Origin of the sequence: Sphingobacterium hotanense (assembly GCF_008274825.1) — a bacterium.
Classification (GTDB): Bacteria; Bacteroidota; Bacteroidia; order Sphingobacteriales; family Sphingobacteriaceae; genus Sphingobacterium; species Sphingobacterium hotanense.
Genome location: NZ_CP030848.1, coordinates 2,132,461 through 2,154,970 on the forward strand (window position 1 = coordinate 2,132,461; position 22,510 = coordinate 2,154,970).

21 protein-coding genes are annotated in these 22,510 nt (G+C 39.8%); 12 read left to right on the forward strand and 9 right to left on the reverse strand.

Annotation, left to right across the window (positions count from 1 at the left end; genetic code table 11):
- Positions 1-284: 284 nt before the first annotated feature.
- The 4 genes from DSM08_RS08830 to DSM08_RS08845 all read right to left on the reverse strand — a co-directional run bounded on the left by DSM08_RS08830 (position 285) and on the right by DSM08_RS08845 (position 5,750).
- Positions 285-1,565, reverse strand: coding sequence for an anthranilate synthase component I family protein (locus DSM08_RS08830; RefSeq protein ID WP_149525814.1), 1,281 nt, complete (start codon positions 1,563-1,565; stop codon positions 285-287).
- Positions 1,566-1,572: 7 nt separating this feature from the next.
- Positions 1,573-2,844, reverse strand: coding sequence for an adenylosuccinate synthase (locus tag DSM08_RS08835; protein WP_149525815.1), 1,272 nt, complete (start codon positions 2,842-2,844; stop codon positions 1,573-1,575).
- A 125-nt stretch (positions 2,845-2,969) separates the two neighbouring features.
- Complete coding sequence (locus DSM08_RS08840) at positions 2,970-3,464, reverse strand: Fur family transcriptional regulator (protein WP_149525816.1); 495 nt, start codon at positions 3,462-3,464, stop codon at positions 2,970-2,972.
- 81 nt (positions 3,465-3,545) lie between these two features.
- Positions 3,546-5,750 carry a RelA/SpoT family protein gene (locus DSM08_RS08845; RefSeq protein WP_149525817.1) on the reverse strand — a complete coding sequence of 735 codons (2,205 nt, stop codon included), beginning with the start codon at positions 5,748-5,750 and terminating at the stop codon, positions 3,546-3,548.
- Positions 5,751-5,890: 140 nt separating this feature from the next.
- Between DSM08_RS08845 and DSM08_RS08850 the strand changes: the two genes are divergently transcribed.
- From DSM08_RS08850 to DSM08_RS08865, 4 genes are all read left to right on the forward strand, one after another.
- A complete protein-coding gene (locus DSM08_RS08850) occupies positions 5,891-6,532 on the forward strand; it encodes a DUF4294 domain-containing protein (RefSeq protein ID WP_246172541.1) in 642 nt (213 codons plus the stop codon).
- A gap of 11 nt (positions 6,533-6,543) precedes the next feature.
- The gene (locus DSM08_RS08855; RefSeq protein ID WP_149525818.1) at positions 6,544-7,044 is read left to right on the forward strand and encodes a glutathione peroxidase; all 501 of its coding nucleotides are present in this window, start codon (positions 6,544-6,546) and stop codon (positions 7,042-7,044) included.
- A gap of 36 nt (positions 7,045-7,080) precedes the next feature.
- A complete protein-coding gene (gene bshB1 / locus DSM08_RS08860; RefSeq protein WP_149525819.1) occupies positions 7,081-7,800 on the forward strand; it encodes a bacillithiol biosynthesis deacetylase BshB1 in 720 nt (239 codons plus the stop codon).
- Positions 7,801-8,166: 366 nt separating this feature from the next.
- Positions 8,167-9,159 (forward strand): transposase, encoded by a 993-nt coding sequence (locus tag DSM08_RS08865; protein WP_149525820.1) that lies wholly within the window; start codon positions 8,167-8,169, stop codon positions 9,157-9,159.
- 322 nt (positions 9,160-9,481) lie between these two features.
- Here the strand turns inward: DSM08_RS08865 and rplI are convergent, their stop codons facing one another.
- The 4 genes from rplI to DSM08_RS08885 all read right to left on the reverse strand — a co-directional run bounded on the left by rplI (position 9,482) and on the right by DSM08_RS08885 (position 12,739).
- Positions 9,482-9,925 (reverse strand): 50S ribosomal protein L9, encoded by a 444-nt coding sequence (rplI, locus tag DSM08_RS08870; RefSeq protein ID WP_149525821.1) that lies wholly within the window; start codon positions 9,923-9,925, stop codon positions 9,482-9,484.
- 13 nt (positions 9,926-9,938) lie between these two features.
- The gene (gene rpsR / locus DSM08_RS08875; RefSeq protein ID WP_103906215.1) at positions 9,939-10,202 is read right to left on the reverse strand and encodes a 30S ribosomal protein S18; all 264 of its coding nucleotides are present in this window, start codon (positions 10,200-10,202) and stop codon (positions 9,939-9,941) included.
- On the reverse strand, positions 10,202-10,570 hold the full coding sequence (rpsF, locus tag DSM08_RS08880) for a 30S ribosomal protein S6 (RefSeq protein WP_149525822.1): 369 nt from the start codon (positions 10,568-10,570) through the stop codon (positions 10,202-10,204). The genes rpsR and rpsF overlap by 1 nt, the downstream gene beginning before the upstream one ends.
- 963 nt (positions 10,571-11,533) lie before the next feature.
- Complete coding sequence (locus tag DSM08_RS08885) at positions 11,534-12,739, reverse strand: pyridoxal phosphate-dependent aminotransferase (RefSeq protein ID WP_246172543.1); 1,206 nt, start codon at positions 12,737-12,739, stop codon at positions 11,534-11,536.
- 141 nt (positions 12,740-12,880) lie between these two features.
- On the opposite strand from DSM08_RS08885, the gene DSM08_RS08890 reads away from it, so the two are divergent.
- The 7 genes from DSM08_RS08890 (at position 12,881) to DSM08_RS08920 (ending at position 20,427) form a co-directional block, all read left to right on the forward strand.
- Positions 12,881-13,870, forward strand: coding sequence for a bile acid:sodium symporter family protein (locus DSM08_RS08890; protein WP_223110890.1), 990 nt, complete (start codon positions 12,881-12,883; stop codon positions 13,868-13,870).
- A gap of 52 nt (positions 13,871-13,922) precedes the next feature.
- The gene (locus DSM08_RS08895) at positions 13,923-14,903 is read left to right on the forward strand and encodes a cation diffusion facilitator family transporter (RefSeq protein WP_149525823.1); all 981 of its coding nucleotides are present in this window, start codon (positions 13,923-13,925) and stop codon (positions 14,901-14,903) included.
- An 81-nt stretch (positions 14,904-14,984) separates the two neighbouring features.
- Entirely contained in the window at positions 14,985-15,479 is a 495-nt protein-coding gene (locus DSM08_RS08900) for a nuclear transport factor 2 family protein (RefSeq protein ID WP_149525824.1), read from the forward strand.
- 9 nt (positions 15,480-15,488) lie between these two features.
- Positions 15,489-15,770, forward strand: a complete 282-nt coding sequence (locus DSM08_RS08905; RefSeq protein ID WP_149525825.1) for a GNAT family N-acetyltransferase — start codon at positions 15,489-15,491, stop codon at positions 15,768-15,770.
- 9 nt (positions 15,771-15,779) lie between these two features.
- On the forward strand, positions 15,780-16,436 hold the full coding sequence (locus DSM08_RS08910) for an NAD(P)H-binding protein (protein ID WP_149525826.1): 657 nt from the start codon (positions 15,780-15,782) through the stop codon (positions 16,434-16,436).
- 196 nt (positions 16,437-16,632) lie between these two features.
- Positions 16,633-18,846 (forward strand): NADP-dependent isocitrate dehydrogenase, encoded by a 2,214-nt coding sequence (locus DSM08_RS08915; protein WP_149525827.1) that lies wholly within the window; start codon positions 16,633-16,635, stop codon positions 18,844-18,846.
- Positions 18,847-18,978: 132 nt separating this feature from the next.
- On the forward strand, positions 18,979-20,427 hold the full coding sequence (locus DSM08_RS08920) for an IS1182 family transposase (RefSeq protein ID WP_149526414.1): 1,449 nt from the start codon (positions 18,979-18,981) through the stop codon (positions 20,425-20,427).
- 254 nt (positions 20,428-20,681) lie between these two features.
- Here DSM08_RS08920 and DSM08_RS08925 read toward each other — a convergent pair whose 3' ends face one another.
- A complete protein-coding gene (locus DSM08_RS08925; protein ID WP_149524797.1) occupies positions 20,682-21,590 on the reverse strand; it encodes a transposase in 909 nt (302 codons plus the stop codon).
- Between the two features lie 583 nt (positions 21,591-22,173).
- On the opposite strand from DSM08_RS08925, the gene DSM08_RS08930 reads away from it, so the two are divergent.
- On the forward strand, positions 22,174-22,503 hold the full coding sequence (locus DSM08_RS08930; RefSeq protein WP_149527689.1) for an ArsR/SmtB family transcription factor: 330 nt from the start codon (positions 22,174-22,176) through the stop codon (positions 22,501-22,503).
- Positions 22,504-22,510: the final 7 nt, after the last annotated feature.

A 22,510-nucleotide genomic window follows, 5' to 3' on the forward strand; every position in this document is an offset into this window, starting at 1 on the left:
ATCGTGATTCTAATAGCAAAAATCGCGATATCATAATTGTATTCAAAAATACAAAAATGTTAATGATTTCGGTTATTTTTTGTAAAAATAAATAGTGAAAAGTGGATTTCTCAGTATTGATTGCAATGCAATCGGTTGATTGCTTAAAAAATACGATATGGAAAATTGCCGGTTAATAGGATGATTACTGAACGATTTTTGATGGAGATAGCAATGGGGTGATAATATTGGCGTGATTATCAGTTGATTGTGGGGGTATTGGTTTTGAGCGTGAGGCTTTCAGATTAAAAGCTATTTAAAGCGCTACGAATTGCCGCTCCTTTAGTAAGGCACTCCGCGTATTCTGATTCTGCTTCGGCATCCATCGTAATGGCACCTCCGGTATGAAAGGAAAGATAATGTGTCTCAGCGTTATAGATCAAAGTTCTGATAACGACGTTAAGGTCGAAGTTTCCATCCGGCGAGAAATAGCCAATGGCACCGGAATAGACGCCACGTCTTGAGGTTTCGTATCGATCGCATAACTGCATGGCCGATATCTTGGGCGCTCCGGTCATAGAACCAGCAGGGAAGGTGTTCTCTATGACTTCGCAGTCCGTCATAGTGGGATTCTTTTCGCAAGAAATAGTGGATATCAATTGATGCACATGCTTAAACGTGTAGAGCCCTAGTTTCTCTGTGACTTTTACTGTGCCCGGCACCGCACTTCGGGTAAGATCATTTCTGACAAGATCAACGATCATGACGTTTTCAGCAATTTCCTTCGGATTGTTCGCGAGTTTATTCTTTAGCATTTCATCCTCAGTTTCGTCCTTTCCGCGTGCGGACGTTCCTTTGATCGGTTGGGAAATCAAGGTGTTTCCACGTTTCGCCAGAAAACGTTCGGGAGAAGCACTGAGAATATAGGATTGCTTGACTTTAAAAAAGCAGGCAAATGGTGTAGGGGAGATCTCGTTAAGCTTGTTGAACAATGCCTCTGGATTTTCGATCTTCGCATCATCGTCAAAAAACTCCTGACAAAGATTTGCTTCGTAGATATCTCCGCGCTGAATATGACCTTTGATTTGATCGAAGGCATGGAAATAATCCTCACGAGTCATGCGAGACTTAATGTCGCCTGAATACTGAAACGCTCGATTGAGATTCTCTGAATTCAAAATAGCTTGATATACAGCAGAAGGATCTTCTGCCTGAATATGTAGGCTGTTGGATTTGAATTGTAAGATGATCTTTGGGACAAAGAAATAAGCGTCAGGAAATCCCGTACGATTAGGGAACTGCGTTTGTAGATCCTCAAGCTCATTCTTGAGATCATAACTAAGAAATCCCGGAATCCATTGATCAGGAAACCGGGATTTAAATTGTTCTAAGCGTTCGAAGGTTGATTGTCCGGCTTTAGAAGTGAAAACCTCCGCAGCATCGATAGCCATCAAACAGTCAACTTGCGAGTATTGGTTGCTAAAACCATTGGATTGAAATAAGCACACATGTTCAAAGCCTTTAGACCACTGTAGGGCCTTAGACAAAAACAATTCACTATGCACTTCAAAAATGGCTTCGGCCATATCTGTCTTATAATACGATAGTTTGCGTACGATCAGGACCTACAGATAGATACTTGATAGGAACGTTCAGTTCTTGCTCTAAGTAGTTAATGTAGTTTTGTAATGCTGCAGGGATTTCGTCTTTCGAACGGATTCCTGTAAGATCTTGATTCCAACCTTCCATTTCCTTCAATACAGGCTCTGGTTTGTTGGTAATAATCTCATAAGGCATATAGTCGATCTGTTCGCCTTGGTAGTTATAATGTGTACAAACGTAGATCTTCTCGAATGTATCCAATACATCTGCTTTCATCATGATCAATTCAGTAACGCCGTTGATCATGATGGCATATTTCAATGCCGGTAGATCGATCCATCCAGTACGACGAGCACGGCCAGTTGTAGCACCGAACTCATGTCCTAACTGACGTAATTTCTCACCAGTTTCGTTTTCCAATTCCGTTGGGAAAGGACCTCCACCTACGCGCGTTGCGTACGCTTTGAAGATACCGAATACTTCGCCAATTTTATTTGGAGCAATACCAAGTCCCGTACAAGCACCAGCAGTTGTTGTGTTAGAAGACGTTACGAAAGGATAAGATCCGAAGTCAACATCCAATAAGGTACCTTGAGCGCCTTCAGCTAATACTCGTTTGCCGTCCTTTAGATACTCATTAACTAAGTGCTCAGAATCAACATGAGGGATAGTTTTTAAGAATTCGATAGCATCTAAGAATGCTTGTTCTTTTTCAGCGAAATCAGGGATTTCACCGTAATGAGCTAGCATGGAAAGGTGCTTTTGCTTTAACTTTTCGTAGCGCTCCTTAAAGTCAGAAAGGGTAGTATCTCCGACGCGAAGTCCGTTACGGCCAGTTTTGTCCATGTAAGTTGGACCAATACCTTTTAAAGTAGAGCCAATTTTACCTGCACCCATCGTGCTTTCAGAAGCAGCATCTAATAATTGGTGAGTAGGTAAAATAAGGTGTGCTTTACGAGCTAATACCAACTTGCCTTTTCCTACTGGATCGAAGCCAGCAGCTTTAAGGTTGTCTAGTTCTCTTTTAAGGATAATAGGGTCGATTACAACGCCATTACCGATTAGATTTAGAGTATCTTCGTTGAAGATTCCAGATGGAATGGTGTTAAGGACGAATTTCTTGTTGTCGAATTCTAAAGTATGTCCAGCGTTTGGACCGCCTTGAAAGCGAGCGATCAAATCGTATTTCGGACAAAATACATCTACGATTTTTCCTTTTCCTTCATCACCCCACTGCAAACCCAAAAGCACATCAACTTGCATAGTATTTATTGAAATTTATATGTTAAAATTATTGTTTGTTTTCCTGAAAAAATAAATGTTCGGAAAAAGGGAACCTATTAGCCTTTTTCCGAACAAAGGTATATATTAATTTTTCGAATGTTAAATTAATTTGAAATTACTGCTTCTTCTTTTACAGGTTCTTTTACGGTCTTCGATTTGCGGCAATCAGCGCAAATTCCGTATAGGTTTAAGGAGTGGTGTTTGATCTCGAAATTCAATAAATCTCCAATCATCGTTTGGATTTGATAAACACGAGGGTCGCAGAATTCGACCACCTTATTACACTCAATACAGATGACGTGGTCGTGTTGTTTATAGCCATAGGATTTTTCAAACTGCGCCATATTGCGGCCAAACTGATGCTTGGTAACTAAGTCGCAGGAAACAAGTAGCTCTAACGTGTTGTAGACCGTTGCACGGCTTACGCGATACTTCTTGTTCTTCATATGTATATATAAAGATTCCACATCAAAGTGATCAGAACGTGAGTATATCTCCTCTAAAATAGCGTAGCGCTCTGGAGTCTTTCTAAGATTTTTGTTCTCTAGGTATGCTTCGAAAATCTTTTTAACAGTTTCGTAGTTTTCGCCCTGTTTCATAGTATTCGCCAAGTTTTAAGATTCAAAATTACCAAAATAGTATGGTATTATCTAGTGCTATTGTCAAAGCGCTGTAAGTCTTTAGTTCTCCGACTCATAACGCGTAACGCCTGTGATGCCAGGGATTTGTTTTAGATGTTTTATCAGACTATCCAATTGACCGACATCATTTACAAAGACCATAATATCGCCTTCGAATATTCCTTCATTGCTGGAGATGGATAGCGAGCGGATATTCACATTGAAATCCTGAGAGATCACTGTGGTAATCTTATTCACCAATCCGACATCATCAATACCGATAATGCGTAATCCTGTCAAGAAAGAAACATTATTATGTAAAGATGCCCATTTAGCTTTGAGAATACGATATCCGTAATTAGCCATCAATTTAGATGCGTTCGGACAGCTCGTTCTATGTATCTTAATGCCATCGTTTACCGTTAGGAATCCGAATATATCGTCTCCCGGAATTGGGTTACAGCATGGTGCTAGAGTGTAGTCTACTTTTTGATAATCATCGCCGATTAGGATCGTATCGTCTTTCTTGTTGATTTTTTCGACAAGTCCATTGATATGAGCTTGGAACTGATTCTGATTCGCGTCTTCGGATCGCTCTGCAGCTACGAACTCTCGTAAGTTCTTAATATCGATGGTTCCTTTTGCAACATTGAAGAATAATTCCTGCGAGCTGGGAAACTTAAAGAAGTTCGCTATTTTATTGATGTTCTCGGTGTTGTAGGTAATCTTCAGAGATTTCAACTTACGCTCTAAGATCTCTTTTCCGTCCTCTGCTACGCGTCGTTTTTCTTCCTTCAGAGATGATTTAATCTTGGATTTAGCCTTTGCTGTTACCACAAAGCTTAACCAGTCTTCCTTGGGAGTCTGTTTGCTCGAAGTAATAATCTCTACTTGATCGCCATTTTGCAGCTCTTGGCTTAGTGGCACAAGCTTATGATTCACCTTCGCACCGATACAAGTAGCACCGATATCGGTATGTATCTCGAAAGCAAAGTCTAGCGCAGTAGCACCATTCGGTAGCTGTACTAATGTCCCTTTAGGCGTAAAGATGAAGATCTCGTCGGAGAAAAGGTTCATCTTGAAGTCATCTACGAAGTCCATCGCATTGGACTCTGGATTGCTTAAGATATCACGTACTTTCTGTATCCACTGATCAAGTCCGTTATCAGAGTTCGACTCCTTGTATTTCCAGTGCGCCGCGAACCCCTTTTCAGCAATCTCGTTCATGCGCCTTGTTCTGATCTGCACTTCCACCCATTGCCCTCTAGGACCCATTACAGTCGTATGTAAGGACTCATATCCATTCGCCTTAGGCGAGGATACCCAGTCACGTAATCTATCGGGATTTGGGCGATAAAGGTCAGTTACTATAGAATATACTTTCCAACACTCGGTCTTTTCTTTCTCATCTTCCGTGTCGATGATGATACGAATTGCGAATAGATCATAAACTTCTTCAAAAGGAATAGACTTCTTACGCATCTTGTTCCAGATGGAATGGATAGATTTCGGACGGCCGAAAACAGAAGCGTTAATACCTTCCTCTTTTAATATTTCGTTGATTGGCCCAATAAAATCTCCAATGAACTTCTCACGTTCCGCTTTCTTCTCGTTTAATTTCTTAGCAATAAATTTATAGGTATCCGGATCGGTGTATTTCATGGAAAGATCTTCCAATTCCGATTTAATAGCATATAAACCTAGGCGGTGGGCAAGGGGAGCATATAGGTAACTCGTTTCTGAAGCAATCTTAAGTTGCTTATGGCGCGCCATAAACTCCATCGTCCGCATGTTGTGCAGGCGGTCGGCAAGTTTAATCAGAATAACACGCACATCATCTGCAAGCGTCAGCAACATCTTTCGGAAGTTCTCTGCCTGCATAGAGCTATTGGGGTCAAATATTCCAGAAATCTTGGTCAACCCATCGATAATACGGACTACCTTTTTTCCAAATTGCTCTTCAATATCTTGTAATGTAACGCTGGTATCTTCTACGACATCATGTAACAGGGCACAGACGATAGAGGTAGTTCCCAAGCCAATTTCCTCTGCAGCGATCTGTGCTACAGCAATTGGATGGTAGATATATGGTTCACCAGATTTTCTACGCATATCCTTATGGCTTTCCAATGCCAAGTCGAATGCTTTACGAATCTGTTGTTTATCGCCTTTTTGTAATGTAGGTTTGCAAGCTCTTAATAATGCACGGTATCTTTTTCGGATTTCCTTATTTTCAGCCTCTATATCAATCACATATTCTTGCATAAATCTCCTGTAAATGACTATGATAATTAAATATTATTTGCTAAATTTAGTGGGCAAATAATACCGAAAGAATGTTTTTTGTATTGTATAAATATACGAAAAAAAGTTAATATTAAGCTGGAGGAAATAATTAATTAAAGATGCGTAGCAGTATTAATAAGTGGGTTTTGATGGGAATTTTCTTCCTTGCTGCAGCAACATTCAGTCATGCACAAACATTGACGAAGCCGCAGTATGGTGAGGGAAAAGCAGAGGTGGTTGATCATTATGCCACTACGACTTTAGATAATGGTGAGGTTGTCCCTTGGTTTCCGATCGAGGAGGTCGTTGTCACAGCGGTGCGTCATTGGAAAAGTGAGGAGGAGAGGCAACGGTATTTAAGGCTTAAAAGAAATGTCATTCGCGTGTTGCCCTATGCTATTTATGCCCAAAAACGCTATGACCAATTGGATCGCGATTTAGCGACCGCTAGTTCCCGCCGGGAAGAAAAGCGACTCGTCAAAGAATGTGAGCGAGAGATCAAGGAAAAGATTACGTCTGAAGTAAAGAATCTATCGATCTCGCAGGGTAAGATCCTGATTAAACTGATTGAGCGACAAACCGGAAATACTAGCTATGACTTAGTAAGAGATATGAAAGGCGGCGTATCTGCCTTCGTCTACCAGGGGGTAGCAAAGTTGTTTGGTCATAACCTAAAGAGTACCTACGATCCTCAAGAGGATTTCGAAATAGAGAACATCATTCGTGAATACGAACGCGTTCGCCCAATTCCTAACCCTTAAAACCGATAATTATGAGAGCTACTGTTTATGATTTTAATGCACTGGAATTTAATGGACAAAAGAAATCATTAAAAGACTTTGAAGGAAAAGTATTACTGATCGTGAATACGGCGAGTAAATGCTTTTTCACAAAGCAATTTAAATCACTAGAAAATCTGTATAAGAAATATCGCGATCTAGGCTTCGAAATACTTGCTTTTCCATCCAATGACTTCAGAAATCAAGAACCTTTAACAGGTAGAACATTAGAAACCTTCTGTCGAGTTAATCAGCAAGTCTCATTCCCGGTTTTTAAACGAATCCACGTAGTAGGCGAGTTTACCGACCCACTTTACAGATATCTGTCCGACGAGTCAGCAAATGGAAAGGTCGGCACAGCACCTTTTTGGAATTTCCACAAATACCTTGTTAATCGCCAAGGCGAGGTTGTCGATCATTTCTATTCAATTACCAGTCCTATGTCAAAAAAGGTCCACAGTAGGATAGAAGAGCTCCTTACCAATCCCTCATAGATTTATTATTTTGTACTTTTGTACAAAATGGAATTCATGAAATTAGATTTACTAGTGATGACGGTGCATCCTGATGATGCTGAATTAGGTGCTGGTGGTGTAATCGCCAAATATGTAGCTGAAGGTAAGTCCGTTGGAATCATTGACCTTACTCAAGGAGAGTTAGGGACGCGTGGCACTGCAGAGACCAGAGCGACGGAAGCGGCAGAAGCTGCCAAAATATTAGGTGTAGCAGTGAGAGAAAACCTTAAACTCCGCGACGGATTCTTCCAAAATGACGAATCCAACCAGTTGGAAGTCATTAAGGCAATCCGAAAATATCAACCTGATATCGTGATTACGAATGCTTTAGATGATCGCCACCCTGATCATGGCAGAGCTAGTAAATTGGTGAATGACTCCATTTTTCTCGCCGGTCTACGTCGTATCGAGACCACAGTCCATGGGGCAGAGCAGGAGCCCTTCCGCCCAAGACTACAATTACAATTGATCCAAGATAAATATATTACTCCCGATATCTTAATCGATATTACCGATTATTGGGACATCAAAGAGCGTTCAATATTAGCCTACACCACGCAATTTAACGCTGGAAGCGACGATTCTGAACCACAGACCTATATCTCTAATCCTGATTTTATGTCTTCAACGCGTGCGAGAGCACAAGAGCTAGGTAGATCCATTCAAGTCAAATATGCCGAAGGATTTACAGCGAGAAGATTATTGGGGGTAAAGGATTTGTTTAATCTGATTTAGATAATAGACATTAGACATTAGACATTAGATTTTAGACGCCTGTATGGCGTCTTTTTTTTGTGGGGAATTTTCATTGCGTGTTGGATTAGAGAAAGGGAAGTTTGTTTTGAACCTTTGGTTTAAACAGAGAGTAATTGATGAATAAATACTTAATAGAAGATGTAAGGTATTACCTAACGGAAGCGTTAGGATGAATAAGGCAGGTTGAACATTATTTTGAAGTAGTCAACGAGGACTTTTCCTGGTATCTGTGCCTACCTTATTCATTGCCTAAGGCCAAACTAGAATAGTTTTATTATCAAAGGTACTTCAAAGGTACTAGGTAACGGGCAATTTTTCAATCATTTACATTAAAAAGTTTAGATCATGAAAAAAGATCGTATTACCTTAGGTGTCGACGTGTCTAAGAAGACATTGGACATCTGCCATTGGGGCACACATGATTTCATTAAGATCGAGAACAACAGTTCGGGATTTAAGCAATTGGCAAAGTGGATGCGAGGGAAAGGTTTTGTATCAAGCCAAGTCTTCTTTATCATGGAATATACTGGTGGATATGAATACAGATTCCTGCAGTATTGCGAGTCAAAAGGTCTTTCGTATACACGCAAATCTGGTCTAGAGATCAAGAAGTCGATGGGCATGGTCCGTGGCAAGAGCGATAAGCAAGACTCCTTTAGGATTGCCCAGTATGGGGAAGAAAAGGCTTATATGCTCGAACCAAGCGGTAAATTGAATTCTACAATATTTGATCTTAAGCAGCTGATCTCCTTTCGTAAACGTCTAGTGAGAGAGATGGCCGGTTACAAAGCGAGCAGCTCTGAGCGCAAGGCGATGTACGGGAAAGACGCAGGGAAGGCGATCCTGAAGGTCAGTAAAACAATGATAGATGTTTATAAGAAAGAGATCTACAGAGTAGAACGAGAAATCTTACAGCTCATCGAAAGCGATGAATCGCTCAACAGGAACTATCAGATCCTCAAAAGCGTCAAAGGGATAGGCCCGGTCAATGCCTGGATGACGATCGTTTATACGGAGAATTTCAAGGCTTTTACCGATCCCCGAAAATACGCTGTCTATGCCGGTGTGATACCATTTGAGCACACTTCCGGGACCAGTATTCGCGGTCGAAAGCGAGTCTCGCATATGGCCAACAAGGCCATCAAGCAGGAGTTGAACCAAGCGGCAAAGATTGCCATTACACATGACAAGACGCTCCGAGAATATGCGCAACGGAAGCTCACAACCAAAGCTTACCCGTTGGTCTTGAACAATGTGAAATTCAAGCTGATTCTGATCATGTTTTCCTTGATCGGACGACAGGAGATGTATCGGGAAGATTATCATTATGCAGCGTGATAGAAAAAATATTAAAGAAAATTTGCATATGTCAAAAACCTAGAATACCAGGAAAGGAAGGATGCAAGGATTGGCAGGATCTTGTTTATCCTTGCATCCTTCCTTTCCTGGTTAAGACGAACGTCTAAGCAATCCTCCATCCTTTTATCCTTCCTTTCCTGGTTCAAACGAACGTTAAATTTTTCCCAAAATATCGTCCCTTTCTTCAAAAACAAAAAAGACACCGTGCGGGCGTCTAAAATCTAATATCTCACATCTAATATCTAAAAAACAAAAAAGGTCATTTCTCTCGAAATGACCTTTTCTGTTTTTTGAAGTAAGATTACTCAGCAACTACTTCGAAAGGTACTTGAACTTTAACTTCTTTGTGTAAGTTTAAGTTTGCAATGTACTCACCTAAGTTTTTAGGCTCAGTTTCGAAAGTAATACGACGGCGATCTACATCAAATCCTTGTGCTTTAAGAGCGTCAGCGATTTGAATGCTATTTACTTTACCGAAGATTTTGCCAGACTCACCAGCTTTAGCACCGATAGATAATTTTACCGACTCTAATTTACCAGCTAATTCTGTAGCATCTTTCTTGATTTTCTCTTGTTTGAACTGAGCTTGTTTAATGTTCTCAGCTAATACTTTTTTTGCAGAAGCCGTAGCCATTGCTGCAAATCCTTGAGGAATTAAGTAGTTACGACCATAACCTGGTTTTACTACTACGATATCGTCTTTCTCTCCAAGGTGTTTAACATCTTGTTTTAATATAACTTCCATTATCGTATCCTCCTTATTTTAATGAATCAGTTACGTAAGGTAATAATCCGATGATACGCGCACGTTTCACCGCCTGAGCTACTTTACGTTGAAATTTCAATGATGTACCTGTTAAACGACGAGGTAAAATCTTACCTTGATCATTTACAAACTTCAATAAGAAGTTCGCGTCTTTGTAGTCGATGTACTTAATACCGTTCTTCTTGAAACGACAGTATTTTTTACGGTTGTCCTCTACTTTAGGGGCAGTTACGTATTGGATATTCTCGTTTGCCATTAGTTTGCTACCTCCTCAGCTTTAGGTTCAGTTTTCTTGTTGAATGCACCGCTACGTTTTTTCTCGTTGTAAGCAAGAGCATGCTTGTCAAGAGAGATTGTTAAGAAACGCATCACGCGCTCATCACGTTTGTATTCAACCTCTAATTTTTTAATTAATTCACCTGGAGCCTTGAATTCAGTTAAGTGATAAAATCCAGTAGTTTTCTTCTGGATTGGATACGCTAATTTTTTCAAACCCCAATTATCTTCAGCGATAATTTCGGCTCCGCCTTCTGTTAAGATACTTTTGAATTTAGTGATTACTTCTTTCGCAGCATCTTCTGAAAGCAACGGGGTAAGAATGATTACAGATTCGTACTGTTGCATTGTTTGAATAATTTTGTTTATTAATATTCCGAGTTATTTTACGGAGATGCAAAAATAGAAAATAGATTCCGAATATGCTAATTATTTGTGAATATTTTAATTAGCTCTAATTCCTGAAAATCTTTGTAGTGGAATATTTACAAAATCAGTTTTACAATCGCACAAGTTTGCCATTAAAAAATTGCCTTATGATATTTGTGGCGCAGATTATTCTAAAGAAAAACAAAATTGAGGGTTACAATTGAAAGACTTCCCATGTGGGTGAAAGTAGCGGTATCTATTACCGCAGGAATCGCAATCGGATGTATCATCGCTGAAGTATTGTATTATACAATAATTTAGATTGCATACGAGGTATATTTATCATCAAGCGAGTCTCTTCGCTAAATACCTCTTTATTGTTTGACTAACTTCTAAATATTACATAATTAAGAAGCTATCCGAAAAGGATAGCTTTTTTTTGATATTAGATATTAGACATTAGATGTTAGACATTAGAAATTAGATTTAAGATGCAAGGCGCCGAATAGGCGCCTTTTTTGATATTTTTTTTGAACCAGGAAAGGAAGGATACAAGGATTAGCAGGATCTTGCTAATCTTTTCACCCTTCCTCTTCTAGTTCGGACAAAACATCAGAAATTGGACATTAGATATCCGATCCTGACAATCCTTTTTTCCTTCCTTTGCTGGTTCACAAACGAACCCATTTTTTCTTTCAACTTGATCCTGTCAATCCTTGCATCCTTCCTTTCCTGGTTCAAAACAAAATTCCCTTTCTAAAACCCAAGGTTCAAAACAATCTTCCCTTTCTAAAGAAAAGGTTCAAAACAAAAAGACATCAGACATTAGAACCAATCCTGCTAATCCAGTTCTCCTTCCTCTCTTGGTTCGGAAAAATCGATTACAACAAGATACCGGTATCTAATATCTAACGTCTAATATCTAATGTCTAAAAAAAATTTTTACGCTAATTTACCTAGCGCTTCTTTTATTCTTCTTAAAGCTTCTTTCAAATTCTCATCGGACGCTGCATACGACAAACGAATGTAGTTGTTGTTTCCGAACGAATCGCCACCAACAGTAGCCACATGCCCGTAGTTCAACAAGTAAAGCGCTAAATCCGCGGAGTTCTTGATTTCATTTCCTTCAGGATCTTTTTTTCCGAAGAAAGAGCTGATTTCAGGGAAAAAATAGAATGCTCCTTGAGGAAGGTTTGTTTTTACACCTGGGATATCGTTCAATAAGTCGTAAACCAATTGACGACGGCGAGCAAAAGCTTCCTTCATTTCTAAAACACTTTCTAAGCCTTGCTCGTATGCCACAATACCGGCACGCTGAGCAATTGAACATGTTCCAGAAGTCGTTTGACCTTGCATCTTATCGTTCGCTGCTGCAATCTCTTTATTTGCAGCGATATAGCCTAAGCGCCATCCAGTCATCGCAAAAGCCTTCGAGAAACCATTTACAATGATTACACGATCTTTAATAGAATCAAACTGCGCGATAGACTCATGCTGGTCGCCAAAATTAATATGCTCATAGATCTCATCAGAAATGATGAAGATATTTGGATGTTTCTCAAAAACTGCAACTAATGCTGCCAACTCATCCTTAGTGTAAACCGAACCGGTCGGGTTACAAGGAGAAGAGAACATGAATACCTTAGACTTCGGTGTAATCGCCGCTTCTAACTGCGCAGGAGTAATCTTGAAATCAGATTCTATTTCTGTGTCGATATAAACCGCTTTACCTTCAGCTAAGGTTACCATCTCCGAATAAGAAACCCAGTAAGGTGTTGGAATGATTACCTCATCACCTGGATTTACGAGCGTTAAGATAACGTTGGATAAGGATTGCTTAGCACCGGTTGATACTACGATTTGAGAGATATCATAATCCAAACCATTTTCGTTCTTTAATTTATTAACGATAGCTTGACGCAATTCCGGATATCCCGGTACTGGAGAATATCTTGTATAGTTTTCGTCCAAGGCTTTCTTTGCTGCTTCTTTCACGTGGTTTGGTGTGTTGAAGTCTGGCTCACCTACGCTTAAACTAATAACGTTGATCCCTTTTGCTGCTAATTCACGACCTAATTTGGTCATCTTTAATGTCGCTGATTCGGATAGATTGTTTATCCTGTCTGATAAATATGATGCTGTACTCATGATATTGCAAATATATTATATAGCTTTCACTTAAACTGATAAATATGTAATAAAATCTTTATAAAGATGAGACTTTTTTAATAATTCTAGGAAGAAATACCATCGAAATTAATTCCTAATTTTACCGACCTAAGCGGAGGGATGATGAAATTGAAATTTGACGGATTTATAGTGGCTTTAATCGCTATGATTATCCTAGCCTATATATACCCTGATTTAGTACAGGCACAGAATGGACAGCTATTTGAAACGATTAGTACCATAGGGGTATCCCTAATTTTCTTTTTCTATGGACTTAAATTAAGTTTCCGTGAAATAAAAGATGGGTTGAAAAACTGGAAACTCCATGTATGCATACAACTCTTCACCTTCGCATTGTTCCCACTAATCATCTTACTCTTCAGGCCATTTATCCAAAATGCCATACAAGAGCAGTTTTGGCTTTCTTTTTATTTTCTTGCCGCATTGCCTTCTACCGTATCCTCATCGGTCGTGATGGTATCTATTGCACGTGGAAATGTGCCTGCCGCTATTTTCAATGCTAGTATTTCGGGATTGATAGGCGTGCTGGTGACGCCGCTTTTAATGCAGTCATTCATACAGTTTGAGCAAGTCAGTGTATTGGGCGATGTCTACTGGGGGCTCATAAAGGAGATTATTATCCCGGTAATCCTTGGACTTCTACTACAGCCATATTTAGGCAAATGGGCAAGTAAATATAGTAAGCAGCTATCGAAATTTGATAAGGCTGTCATTCTTTCCATTGTCTACAGCAGTTTTGCAGAATCTTTTCTGTCGGACGTCTTCCATAAAGTTGGTACTATATATCTGAGCGCACTATTTATCGCCGTTATTGTCTTCTTTTTCCTTGTTTATGGGATAGTTTATCTCATTACGCTTTATGTCTTGAAATTCAATCGTGAAGATCAGATTACTGCCTTGTTCTGTGGTTCAAAAAAATCGCTGACCCACGGTTCGGTATTTAGTAAGTTTCTGTTTGCCGGAAACCCTAATCTTGGCCTGTATTTCTTGCCGTTAATGGTTTTTCATGCCTTTCAGATCTTCGTCGTAACGATTATTGCACAACGCTATGCTAATCAATACAATGAGGAAATCTTGACGAAAAAATAAGTTAACTAAGCGATAAATTCTTTAGTTTTGTGCCTTCAAACTAGCAAATATAATGTCTAGACAAATGAGATTGGTGTTGCTGTCCTTAGTGACAGGGATTGTGTTGATGCTGATAAAATTCGTTGCATATTTTATTACCGAGTCAAACGCAATCTTCTCCGACGCCGCAGAGAGCATCGTAAATATCGCCGCATCCGGATTTGCATACTATAGCATTTATCTCGCGGCTCAGCCCAAGGATGAGAACCATCCTTATGGACATGGAAAGGTTGAATTCTTCTCCGTGTTTGTCGAAGGAGCGCTCATTTTTATCGCTGGTAGTGTAATCCTAGTCAAAGCATTCTACAATATATTCTTCCCACAGCCGGTAGCCAATGTAGAGGAAGGGATGCTACTTATCTTCATTACTTCCCTCATCAACTTCGGGGTCGGATTTTATCTGATGAAGCGCGGACGCGCCCTACGCTCCTTGACCATTGAGGCCGATGGAAAGCACCTACAAGTCGATGCCTATAGTTCCATTGGATTGATTGCAGGTTTATTTATTATGAAACTCACCAAGCTGCCGTGGATTGATTTAGCCTTATCAATTGCTTTAGGCTGCTTTATCTTATATAATGGTTATAAGCTACTTAGAAAGTCTATCTCTGGTTTGATGGACGAGTCTGATCAAGAGGTTGTTGATGAAGTAGTCGCGATCTTGAAAGAGAAAAGAAAACCAGAATGGATTGATGTACACAACCTCCGTGTGCAACGTTATGGACAGGAACTGCATATTGATTGCCACCTCACCTTGCCAAACTATTATGAATTAACAACAGTGCATGATTGTATCTCGGAATTTGACAACCTATTAAATGAAAATCTGGAATCGAAAACCGAATTTTTTATTCATGCAGACCCCTGTATGCCAGAATGTTGCCATTACTGCGCTGTAGAAAATTGCCCAATTCGATCCGAAGAATTTAGGAAGCATATTGAATGGACGACAGTCAATGTGACGAAGAACATGAAGCACTTCCGAAAAGCCTAATGCCTTTTTAATGTCATTTCCGTCTCGGAAAATAGCGTTGTTAATGTACTTATCGGTATATTTAATTCAAATTTTTCACAAATGAAGCAGATTCTTTTAACCATCATGCTAGCTGTTTTTTCGATCTCGCTGTTTGCTCAGACTAAGAAAGAAGAGGTTGCTAAAGTAATGGATTCATGGCATCAGGCTGCTGCCAAAGCCGATTTTAAAGCTTATTTCGACCTGATGGATGAAGAGTCTATTTTTATCGGTACAGACGCCACAGAGCGCTGGGATAAGCCGGCATTCATGGCTTATGCCAAGCCTCATTTCGATAAAGGGAAGGCTTGGAACTTCACTCCCTTAGAACGACATATTAATTTTTCGAAAAACGGTAAAACCGCATGGCTGGATGAATTGTTAGATACGCAGATGAAGATCTGTAGGGGATCGGCGGTGTTAGAGCTAAAAAACGGTAAATGGTCCATCAAGCACTATGTCTTGTCGATGACGGTTCCCAACGATGTTTCGCACGTTGTAATCAAGACAAAAGCGGCAATAGAAGATAAAGTAATACAGTCAATTAAACATAAATAGAGAAACCCTATGCTAGTAAAACATGAAGTGGATGGCAATAAAGGAGGATTTTATGCCATCGAAGAAGGTAAGAAAATAGGAGAGATGACCTATTCCGCTGCCGGACCAGGAAAGATTATTATCGATCATACCGAAGTGGATCCTGAAGAAAAGGGAAAAGGCATAGGACACGTCTTATTGATGAAAGCAGTCGAGTATGCTCGAGATAACAACGTGAAGATATTACCATTATGTCCTTTTGCAAAAGCGTCGTTCGATCGTGACGTAACGATTCGTGACGTCCTTTTTTAGCAGATCAGAATGGGTATCAAAGCAGTAATTATAGGTGGGTCGGGTGCCACTGGAAAAGAACTAATAGATCAATTATTGGAGCGTCCCGAAGTGGAGCGCGTCACTGTGCTTTTGCGCCGTCCATATTTTAAATCCCATAAGAAATTGAACGAAGTCATTGTCGATTTTAATATGCTTGCTCAATACAGCGAGCATATTGAAGGCGATATTGCCTTTAGTACATTAGGTACAACGATTAGAGATGCGGGAAGTCAGGAAGCTCAATGGAAAGTTGATCACGATTATCCGCTAACTTTTGCGGAGATTGCAAAACAAAATGGGGTGAATACTTTCGTTCTATTATCCTCGATGCAGGCTGATCCAAATGCAAAGCTCTTCTATCCAAGGATGAAAGGCACGTTGGAGCAAGCAATATATAAGCTGAATTTCCCTTCCTATATGATATTAAGACCGGCCATCATTGACCGCCCAAATACCGATCGTGCGGGTGAAAAAGCAGCTGTGGGCATAATCAATTTTTTAAACAAAATTGGTCTATTCCGTAGGTTCAGAGCCATTCAAACAAAAGACCTGGCGAAAGCCCTGATAACAGCCAGTATAGACTTTCCGAAAACAGGCGAGCAACTTTACGAATCCAAGGAGATACTCAACGGAATAAAAAGATAATAACCTTTCATTTTCCTTAAATCAGCTCAAAATAATTCGAAACAGACAATCATTTTTCATGTGTAGGTATTATTTCGGTATTTATGGCTATTTTATTATCAATTTGTTATCTTTAGGCGAATTTTAAAAAAACAGGTTGTTTTATCACTTGTTTTCCATTTTTTAAAGCAAAACAATATCATTTCAATAGAAAATTATGTCATCTAAAATCATTTACACAAAAACAGATGAAGCGCCGTTATTGGCAACGTATTCATTTCTACCCATTGTTCAAGCATTCGCAAAACCTGCGAATATTGAAATCGAATTAAGAGACATTTCATTAGCAGGACGTATCCTTGCAAATTTCAATGATTATTTATCGGCAGATCAAAAGACAAATGATGCATTAGCAGAATTAGGTCAATTGGCTACTCAACCGGAAGCAAACATCATTAAGCTTCCTAATATTTCTGCGTCTATCCCGCAATTAAAAGCGGCAATTGCGGAATTACAAAAAGCAGGATATGCAATCCCTAACTACCCTGATGCTCCTGCAAATGCAGAGGAAGAGAAAATCAAAGCATCATATGCTAAGGTTTTAGGATCGGCAGTAAACCCGGTTTTACGCGAAGGTAACTCTGATCGTCGTGCTCCAAAAGCAGTGAAAAACTACGCTAAAGCTAATCCGCACCGTATGGGCGCATGGGCTTCAGATAGCAAAACTAAAGTTGCTTCTATGCAAGATGGCGATTTCTACAGCACAGAGAAATCTGTTACCGTAGAAAACGACTCACAATATAAAATTGAATTCGTAGGTGCTGACGGTTCTGTAAAAGAATTAAAAGGCTTAGGAAATCTAAAAGCTGGTGAAGTAATCGATTCATCCGTATTGAATATTGCGAAACTACAATCATTCGTAGCGGATGCGATCGCTGAGGCTAAAGCGGCAGGCGTGTTATTATCTGCACACTTGAAAGCAACGATGATGAAGGTTTCAGATCCTATTATCTTCGGTGCAATCGTTGAAGTTTATTTCAAAGATGTATTCGCTAAATACGGTGAGTTATTCGCTGAATTAGGCATTAACAAAAACAACGGTCTTGGCGAAGTTTATGCGAAGATTGCCGGCAATGCAAAAGAAGCGGAAGTGAAAGCAGCAATCGATGCAGCTATTGCAAACGGTCCTGACTTAGCGATGGTAAACTCGGATAAGGGTATTACTAACTTACATGTTCCTTCTGATGTTATCGTTGATGCTTCTATGCCAGCAATGATCCGTATTGGTGGTAAGATGTGGGATAAAAACGGTGCTGAGCAAGATACATTGGCTCTTATTCCAGATCGTTCATACGCAGGAATCTACGAGGCTGTAATCGATGACTGTAAAGCAAATGGCGCATACGACCCTAAAACAATGGGATCTGTGCCGAACGTAGGATTAATGGCTCAGAAAGCTGAAGAATACGGATCACACGATAAAACTTTCCAAGCGGCAGCTAACGGAACAATCCGTGTCGTTGATGCTTCTGGAAATGTATATATGGAGCAAGCTGTTGAAACAGGCGATATCTTCCGCATGTGTCAAACAAAAGATGCACCTATACAAGACTGGGTTAAATTAGCTGTAAACCGCGCTCGTTTGTCTGATACTCCTGCAGTATTCTGGTTGGACGAAAACCGTGCACACGATAGAGAGATCATCAAAAAGGTGAAAGCTTATTTAGCAAACCACGATACAGACGGTTTAGATATCCGTATCCTTTCTCCAATCGAAGCAACAAAATTCTCGGTAGAGCGTATTCGTCAAGGGTTAGATACTATTTCGGTTACTGGAAACGTATTACGTGACTACTTAACCGACTTATTCCCAATCCTAGAACTAGGTACTTCAGCGAAAATGTTATCTATCGTTCCATTAATGAACGGTGGTGGTCTTTTCGAAACTGGTGCTGGTGGTTCTGCGCCTAAGCACGTTGAGCAGTTTTTAGAGGAAGGTTACTTACGTTGGGATTCATTAGGTGAGTTCCTAGCACTACAAGCTTCTTTAGAGCACCTATCACAAACTCAAAACAACCCGAAAGCACAAGTATTAGCAGACGCCCTAGATGAGGCAAATGCGAAGTTCTTAGCAAACGATAAATCGCCAGCTCGTAAAGTAGGACAGATCGACAACCGCGGTTCTCACTTCTACCTTGCTTTATACTGGGCTGAGGCATTGGCAGCACAAACGAAAGACGCTGAATTGGCAAAAGCATTCAGCGAATTAGCAAATGCGCTATCAAGCAACGAAGCAAAAATCAATGAAGAATTGATCGCCGCTCAAGGGAAAGCACAAAACATCGAAGGATACTACTTCCCGAATGATGAGTTAGCATCCAAAGCAATGCGACCTTCCGCAACGCTGAATGAAGCTATCGATAAATTTTAAAAAAATCGGGGTTGTCTAAGACGAGGGCACTGAAAAAGTCCCCTTAGAAAAAAAGGTTAAAAAAGGGAGTCGAAAACTACAGTTTTCTGCTCCCTTTTTCGTATTTTAAGGTAGGCTTTAATGGACATTAGGATGCTCTCTACCCAACAAAAAATACAGTTCAGTTCCTATTCAGGATTGTACGATATTATCGTACCAAAAGATAATCTACTTCGAAAAATCAACGATCTTATCGATTTCAGTTTTATCTATGACGAGCTTTTGGCTAAGTATTGCCAGACGAATGGCCGTACAGCGGAGAGCCCTATCAAGATGTTCAAATACCTTCTGTTAAAAACGATCTACACCGTTTCGGATGTAGATGTCGTTGAACGTTCCAGATATGATATGTCCTTCAAATATTTTCTTGAAATGGCACCAGAGGAGGATGTGATCAATTCAAGTTCGCTTACCAAATTCCGCAAACTACGATTAAAAGATATGGATCTGTTGAACCTGTTGATCAATAGGACCGTAACGATTGCTCTTGAAAAAGGCATTATAAAATCAAAGTCTATTATCGTAGACGCGACCCATACCGTTTCCAGATCGAATCCGCACACAGCATTGGCAGTACTCAGGGAACGCTCCAAACTATTAAGAAAAGCGATATATCAGATTGATGGGGAATACAAGAGGAATCTACCACAAAAGAATGAATCCAACGACCTGGATCAAGAGCTTGCTTATTGCAGGGAATTACAGAGGGTCCTTGATGAAGATCAATCTATCAGTGAAATACCGGCTGTGAAAGAAAAGCTGAATCTGTTGAAGGAAACCATTGAAGACACAAAAGAATACTATCTGCTCTCTAAGGATGATGAGGCCAGACTTGGACACAAGTCAGTGGACGGCAGTTTCTTTGGCTATAAAACACATCTGGCGATGACTGAGGAACGCATCATTACAGCAGCGGTCGTTACTACAGGCGAAAAAGGTGATGGCCCTGAACTACCTAGGTTATTAGAGATCAGCCAGCAGAATGGAATGCAAGTGGATACAATAATAGGTGATGCCGCGTATTCGGGAAAAGAAAATCTTCAGTTGGCAAAAGAACAAAACATTGATATCATCGCTAAATTAAATCCATCCATTACCCAAGGCTTTAGGAAAGATAAAGACAAGTTTGACTATAATAAAGATGCGGATATGTTTGTTTGTCCCGCAGGACATTTGGCCATCCGCAAGGCGCGTCAGGGAAAGAAGGAACAAGGTACAAATCAAACGGAGACCTATTACTTTGATGTGGAGAAATGTAAGGTCTGTCCTCTTAGGGAAGGATGTTACAAGCAAGGGGCCAGAACCAAATCCTATTCAGTCTCCATAAAATCCGAACTCCATAGGGATCAGATGGCTTTCCAGCAAACCGATTATTATCGAAGCAAGTCTAAGCAAAGGTATAAGATCGAGGCCAAGAACAGTGAGCTCAAGAATGTCCATGGCTATGGCAGAGCTGATGCTTATGGAATCCATAATATGGAAATGCAGGGCGCAATGGCCATCTTCACCGTAAACCTGAAAAGAATCCTGAAATTGATATAAAAAGGTGAGATATTGCCTCAAAAAAGCCTAGATGGGATGCTAAAAACTCAAATAGCAAGTCCTAGTCGCTTACACCTTCAATAAGCTCATAAAAAACAAACTTCCAGAAACCCTTTGAACAAAAATGACCGAGTAGGGGAAAACCTATACTCAGTCATTTCTTTAAGTCTCATTAGAAAGTTGAGGCTTTTTCAGTGCCCTCGTCTAAGACAACCCCGATTTTTTTTAAAGTAGTTAGTATTTAGTAATGCGAATTAAGGGTTGAAAATAGGCTTTATGAAACAGGCTGTTAATTTACCGAACACATGTACTAATAGTCCTTTGGTAGATCTGACCTTACTTGCGTTTTGTATCTGTGTTTTTTCATTTATCCAATTAAAAAAGGATTCGATTGGTTGTCTTACCCTAGATACTGCTCTTGAAAACAGATCATTATAAGCACGATCCCTGTTTTTTAAACAATCCGGCTTTCCTTGGGTTTCCCTTATCGGGGTATACATAATTGATTTCTTTTCTTTATAAAACCACTCGAAGAATGGGGCGTCACGGTATATCTTGTCACCAAAGAACGTCCTACCTGCGATGGATGCCCAATTCTCCTTAAATATGTTCAGGTCACTTTCAGATGCCTTGCTTATTACTATGCTTTCCGGACGAGGCAGCGTGGATTTGTTATAGCTGTTGAGCGCATGAAGTTTTAATCCAAAATACCAAAGCCTCTTCGTTGAGCAGAAGCTTTTATCCGTTATCTCCAGAGCTACCTTTGCTCTTCTAGTCCCACTGCAGGTTATGATGGGCATAGAGTCCAGTAGGGAAAATTCTCTGGAGCACTCTTCTGGAGCAAAGTCCTCTATAACTGACTGACAGAGAGATCTCAAAACATCAAAAAGGCGGTTGATACGGGTGTTGAATGCTACGTACGAAGTTAGCTTGGGAAACCAATCCATCAGATAATCCGAGGCGAATTTATGAATCTGCTTGATCCTTAGCCGCTGTTCCTCGTGCACACTGAATAAATAGATGGTCAAAACCTCCTGATCAGTAAAGTCAGGTTTGTTATTGTTTGAAAATCGCTGACAGTAATATTGCAGTTCACTGTCATATTTATCACACACATACTGGTATAATTTTATTAATTTTAGAGCCTTGGCCTGATTGATCATGTTCTTTTATAATGCTTAAGGAACATTATAAATATACTGATAATCAGGCTTTTATACAAGTTTTCAACCCTCTTTTTAAGAAGCTTTTTCCAATATATTTCAACCCTTAATTCGCATTAGTAGTTAGTATTTAGACCTATGGCGGAATACTGGAGATTAGATATAAGGATTAGATGTGAGATATAAGACATTGAAAGGGTGCCGATTAGGCGCCTTTTTTTGTGTCAAGATGAAAGGATGATCAGGATAATTGGTTTTGCCATATATTGATCGCCAGAGGTCTAAATACTAACTACTAAATACTAACTACTATTTTGCACCAGGAAAGGAAGGATGCAAGGATTGACAGGATCATGTTGAAAGAAAAAATGGGTCCGTTTCTGAACCAGGAAAGGAAGGATGAAAGGATAATCAGGATGGTTTGTATTGAATCAAGAAAGGTAGACGCTTGATCTTGTCAATCCTTGTATCCTTCCTTTCCTGGTTCAGAAAAAATCTAGTTTCCAGCCATAGGTCTAAATACTAAATACTAACTACTACTTTCAAATTATTATCGTAATATTGCGATATAAAAATTATAATGATGGGAGTTACGAAGACAGAGATTTATAAGGATGAACAAAACAAGTTAGCATCATTGCTTAAGGTTTTGGGGCATCCGGCGCGAATAGCAATTTTACAGCATATTATCAATCAAAAGGCGTGTATTTGCAATGATTTAGTGGAAGAATTAGGATTAGCGCAAGCAACTATTTCACAGCATCTGAAGGAATTGAAAAGTATTGGGATTATTCAGGGTTCCATCGAAGGGAAATCTGTTTGCTATTGCATTGATGAGCATGTTTGGAAGGACTTTCAAAAGGAATTCAATGTGTTTTTTAATCAGGAAGTTAAAGTGAATCGCTGTTGCTAACGGCATT

Bases quoted from the DNA above. Each gene is read 5' to 3' on its own strand.
- DSM08_RS08830 (WP_149525814.1), bottom strand. From the start codon at position 1,565: ATGGCCGAAGCCATTTTTGAAGTGCATAGTGAATTGTTTTTGTCTAAG.
- DSM08_RS08835 (WP_149525815.1), bottom strand. From the start codon at position 2,844: ATGCAAGTTGATGTGCTTTTGGGTTTGCAGTGGGGTGATGAAGGAAAA.
- DSM08_RS08840 (WP_149525816.1), bottom strand. From the start codon at position 3,464: ATGAAACAGGGCGAAAACTACGAAACTGTTAAAAAGATTTTCGAAGCA.
- DSM08_RS08845 (WP_149525817.1), bottom strand. From the start codon at position 5,750: ATGCAAGAATATGTGATTGATATAGAGGCTGAAAATAAGGAAATCCGA.
- DSM08_RS08850 (WP_246172541.1), top strand. From the start codon at position 5,891: ATGCGTAGCAGTATTAATAAGTGGGTTTTGATGGGAATTTTCTTCCTT.
- DSM08_RS08855 (WP_149525818.1), top strand. From the start codon at position 6,544: ATGAGAGCTACTGTTTATGATTTTAATGCACTGGAATTTAATGGACAA.
- bshB1 (WP_149525819.1), top strand. From the start codon at position 7,081: ATGAAATTAGATTTACTAGTGATGACGGTGCATCCTGATGATGCTGAA.
- DSM08_RS08865 (WP_149525820.1), top strand. From the start codon at position 8,167: ATGAAAAAAGATCGTATTACCTTAGGTGTCGACGTGTCTAAGAAGACA.
- rplI (WP_149525821.1), bottom strand. From the start codon at position 9,925: ATGGAAGTTATATTAAAACAAGATGTTAAACACCTTGGAGAGAAAGAC.
- rpsR (WP_103906215.1), bottom strand. From the start codon at position 10,202: ATGGCAAACGAGAATATCCAATACGTAACTGCCCCTAAAGTAGAGGAC.
- rpsF (WP_149525822.1), bottom strand. From the start codon at position 10,570: ATGCAACAGTACGAATCTGTAATCATTCTTACCCCGTTGCTTTCAGAA.
- DSM08_RS08885 (WP_246172543.1), bottom strand. From the start codon at position 12,739: ATGAGTACAGCATCATATTTATCAGACAGGATAAACAATCTATCCGAA.
- DSM08_RS08890 (WP_223110890.1), top strand. From the start codon at position 12,881: ATGATGAAATTGAAATTTGACGGATTTATAGTGGCTTTAATCGCTATG.
- DSM08_RS08895 (WP_149525823.1), top strand. From the start codon at position 13,923: ATGTCTAGACAAATGAGATTGGTGTTGCTGTCCTTAGTGACAGGGATT.
- DSM08_RS08900 (WP_149525824.1), top strand. From the start codon at position 14,985: ATGAAGCAGATTCTTTTAACCATCATGCTAGCTGTTTTTTCGATCTCG.
- DSM08_RS08905 (WP_149525825.1), top strand. From the start codon at position 15,489: ATGCTAGTAAAACATGAAGTGGATGGCAATAAAGGAGGATTTTATGCC.
- DSM08_RS08910 (WP_149525826.1), top strand. From the start codon at position 15,780: ATGGGTATCAAAGCAGTAATTATAGGTGGGTCGGGTGCCACTGGAAAA.
- DSM08_RS08915 (WP_149525827.1), top strand. From the start codon at position 16,633: ATGTCATCTAAAATCATTTACACAAAAACAGATGAAGCGCCGTTATTG.
- DSM08_RS08920 (WP_149526414.1), top strand. From the start codon at position 18,979: ATGCTCTCTACCCAACAAAAAATACAGTTCAGTTCCTATTCAGGATTG.
- DSM08_RS08925 (WP_149524797.1), bottom strand. From the start codon at position 21,590: ATGATCAATCAGGCCAAGGCTCTAAAATTAATAAAATTATACCAGTAT.
- DSM08_RS08930 (WP_149527689.1), top strand. From the start codon at position 22,174: ATGGGAGTTACGAAGACAGAGATTTATAAGGATGAACAAAACAAGTTA.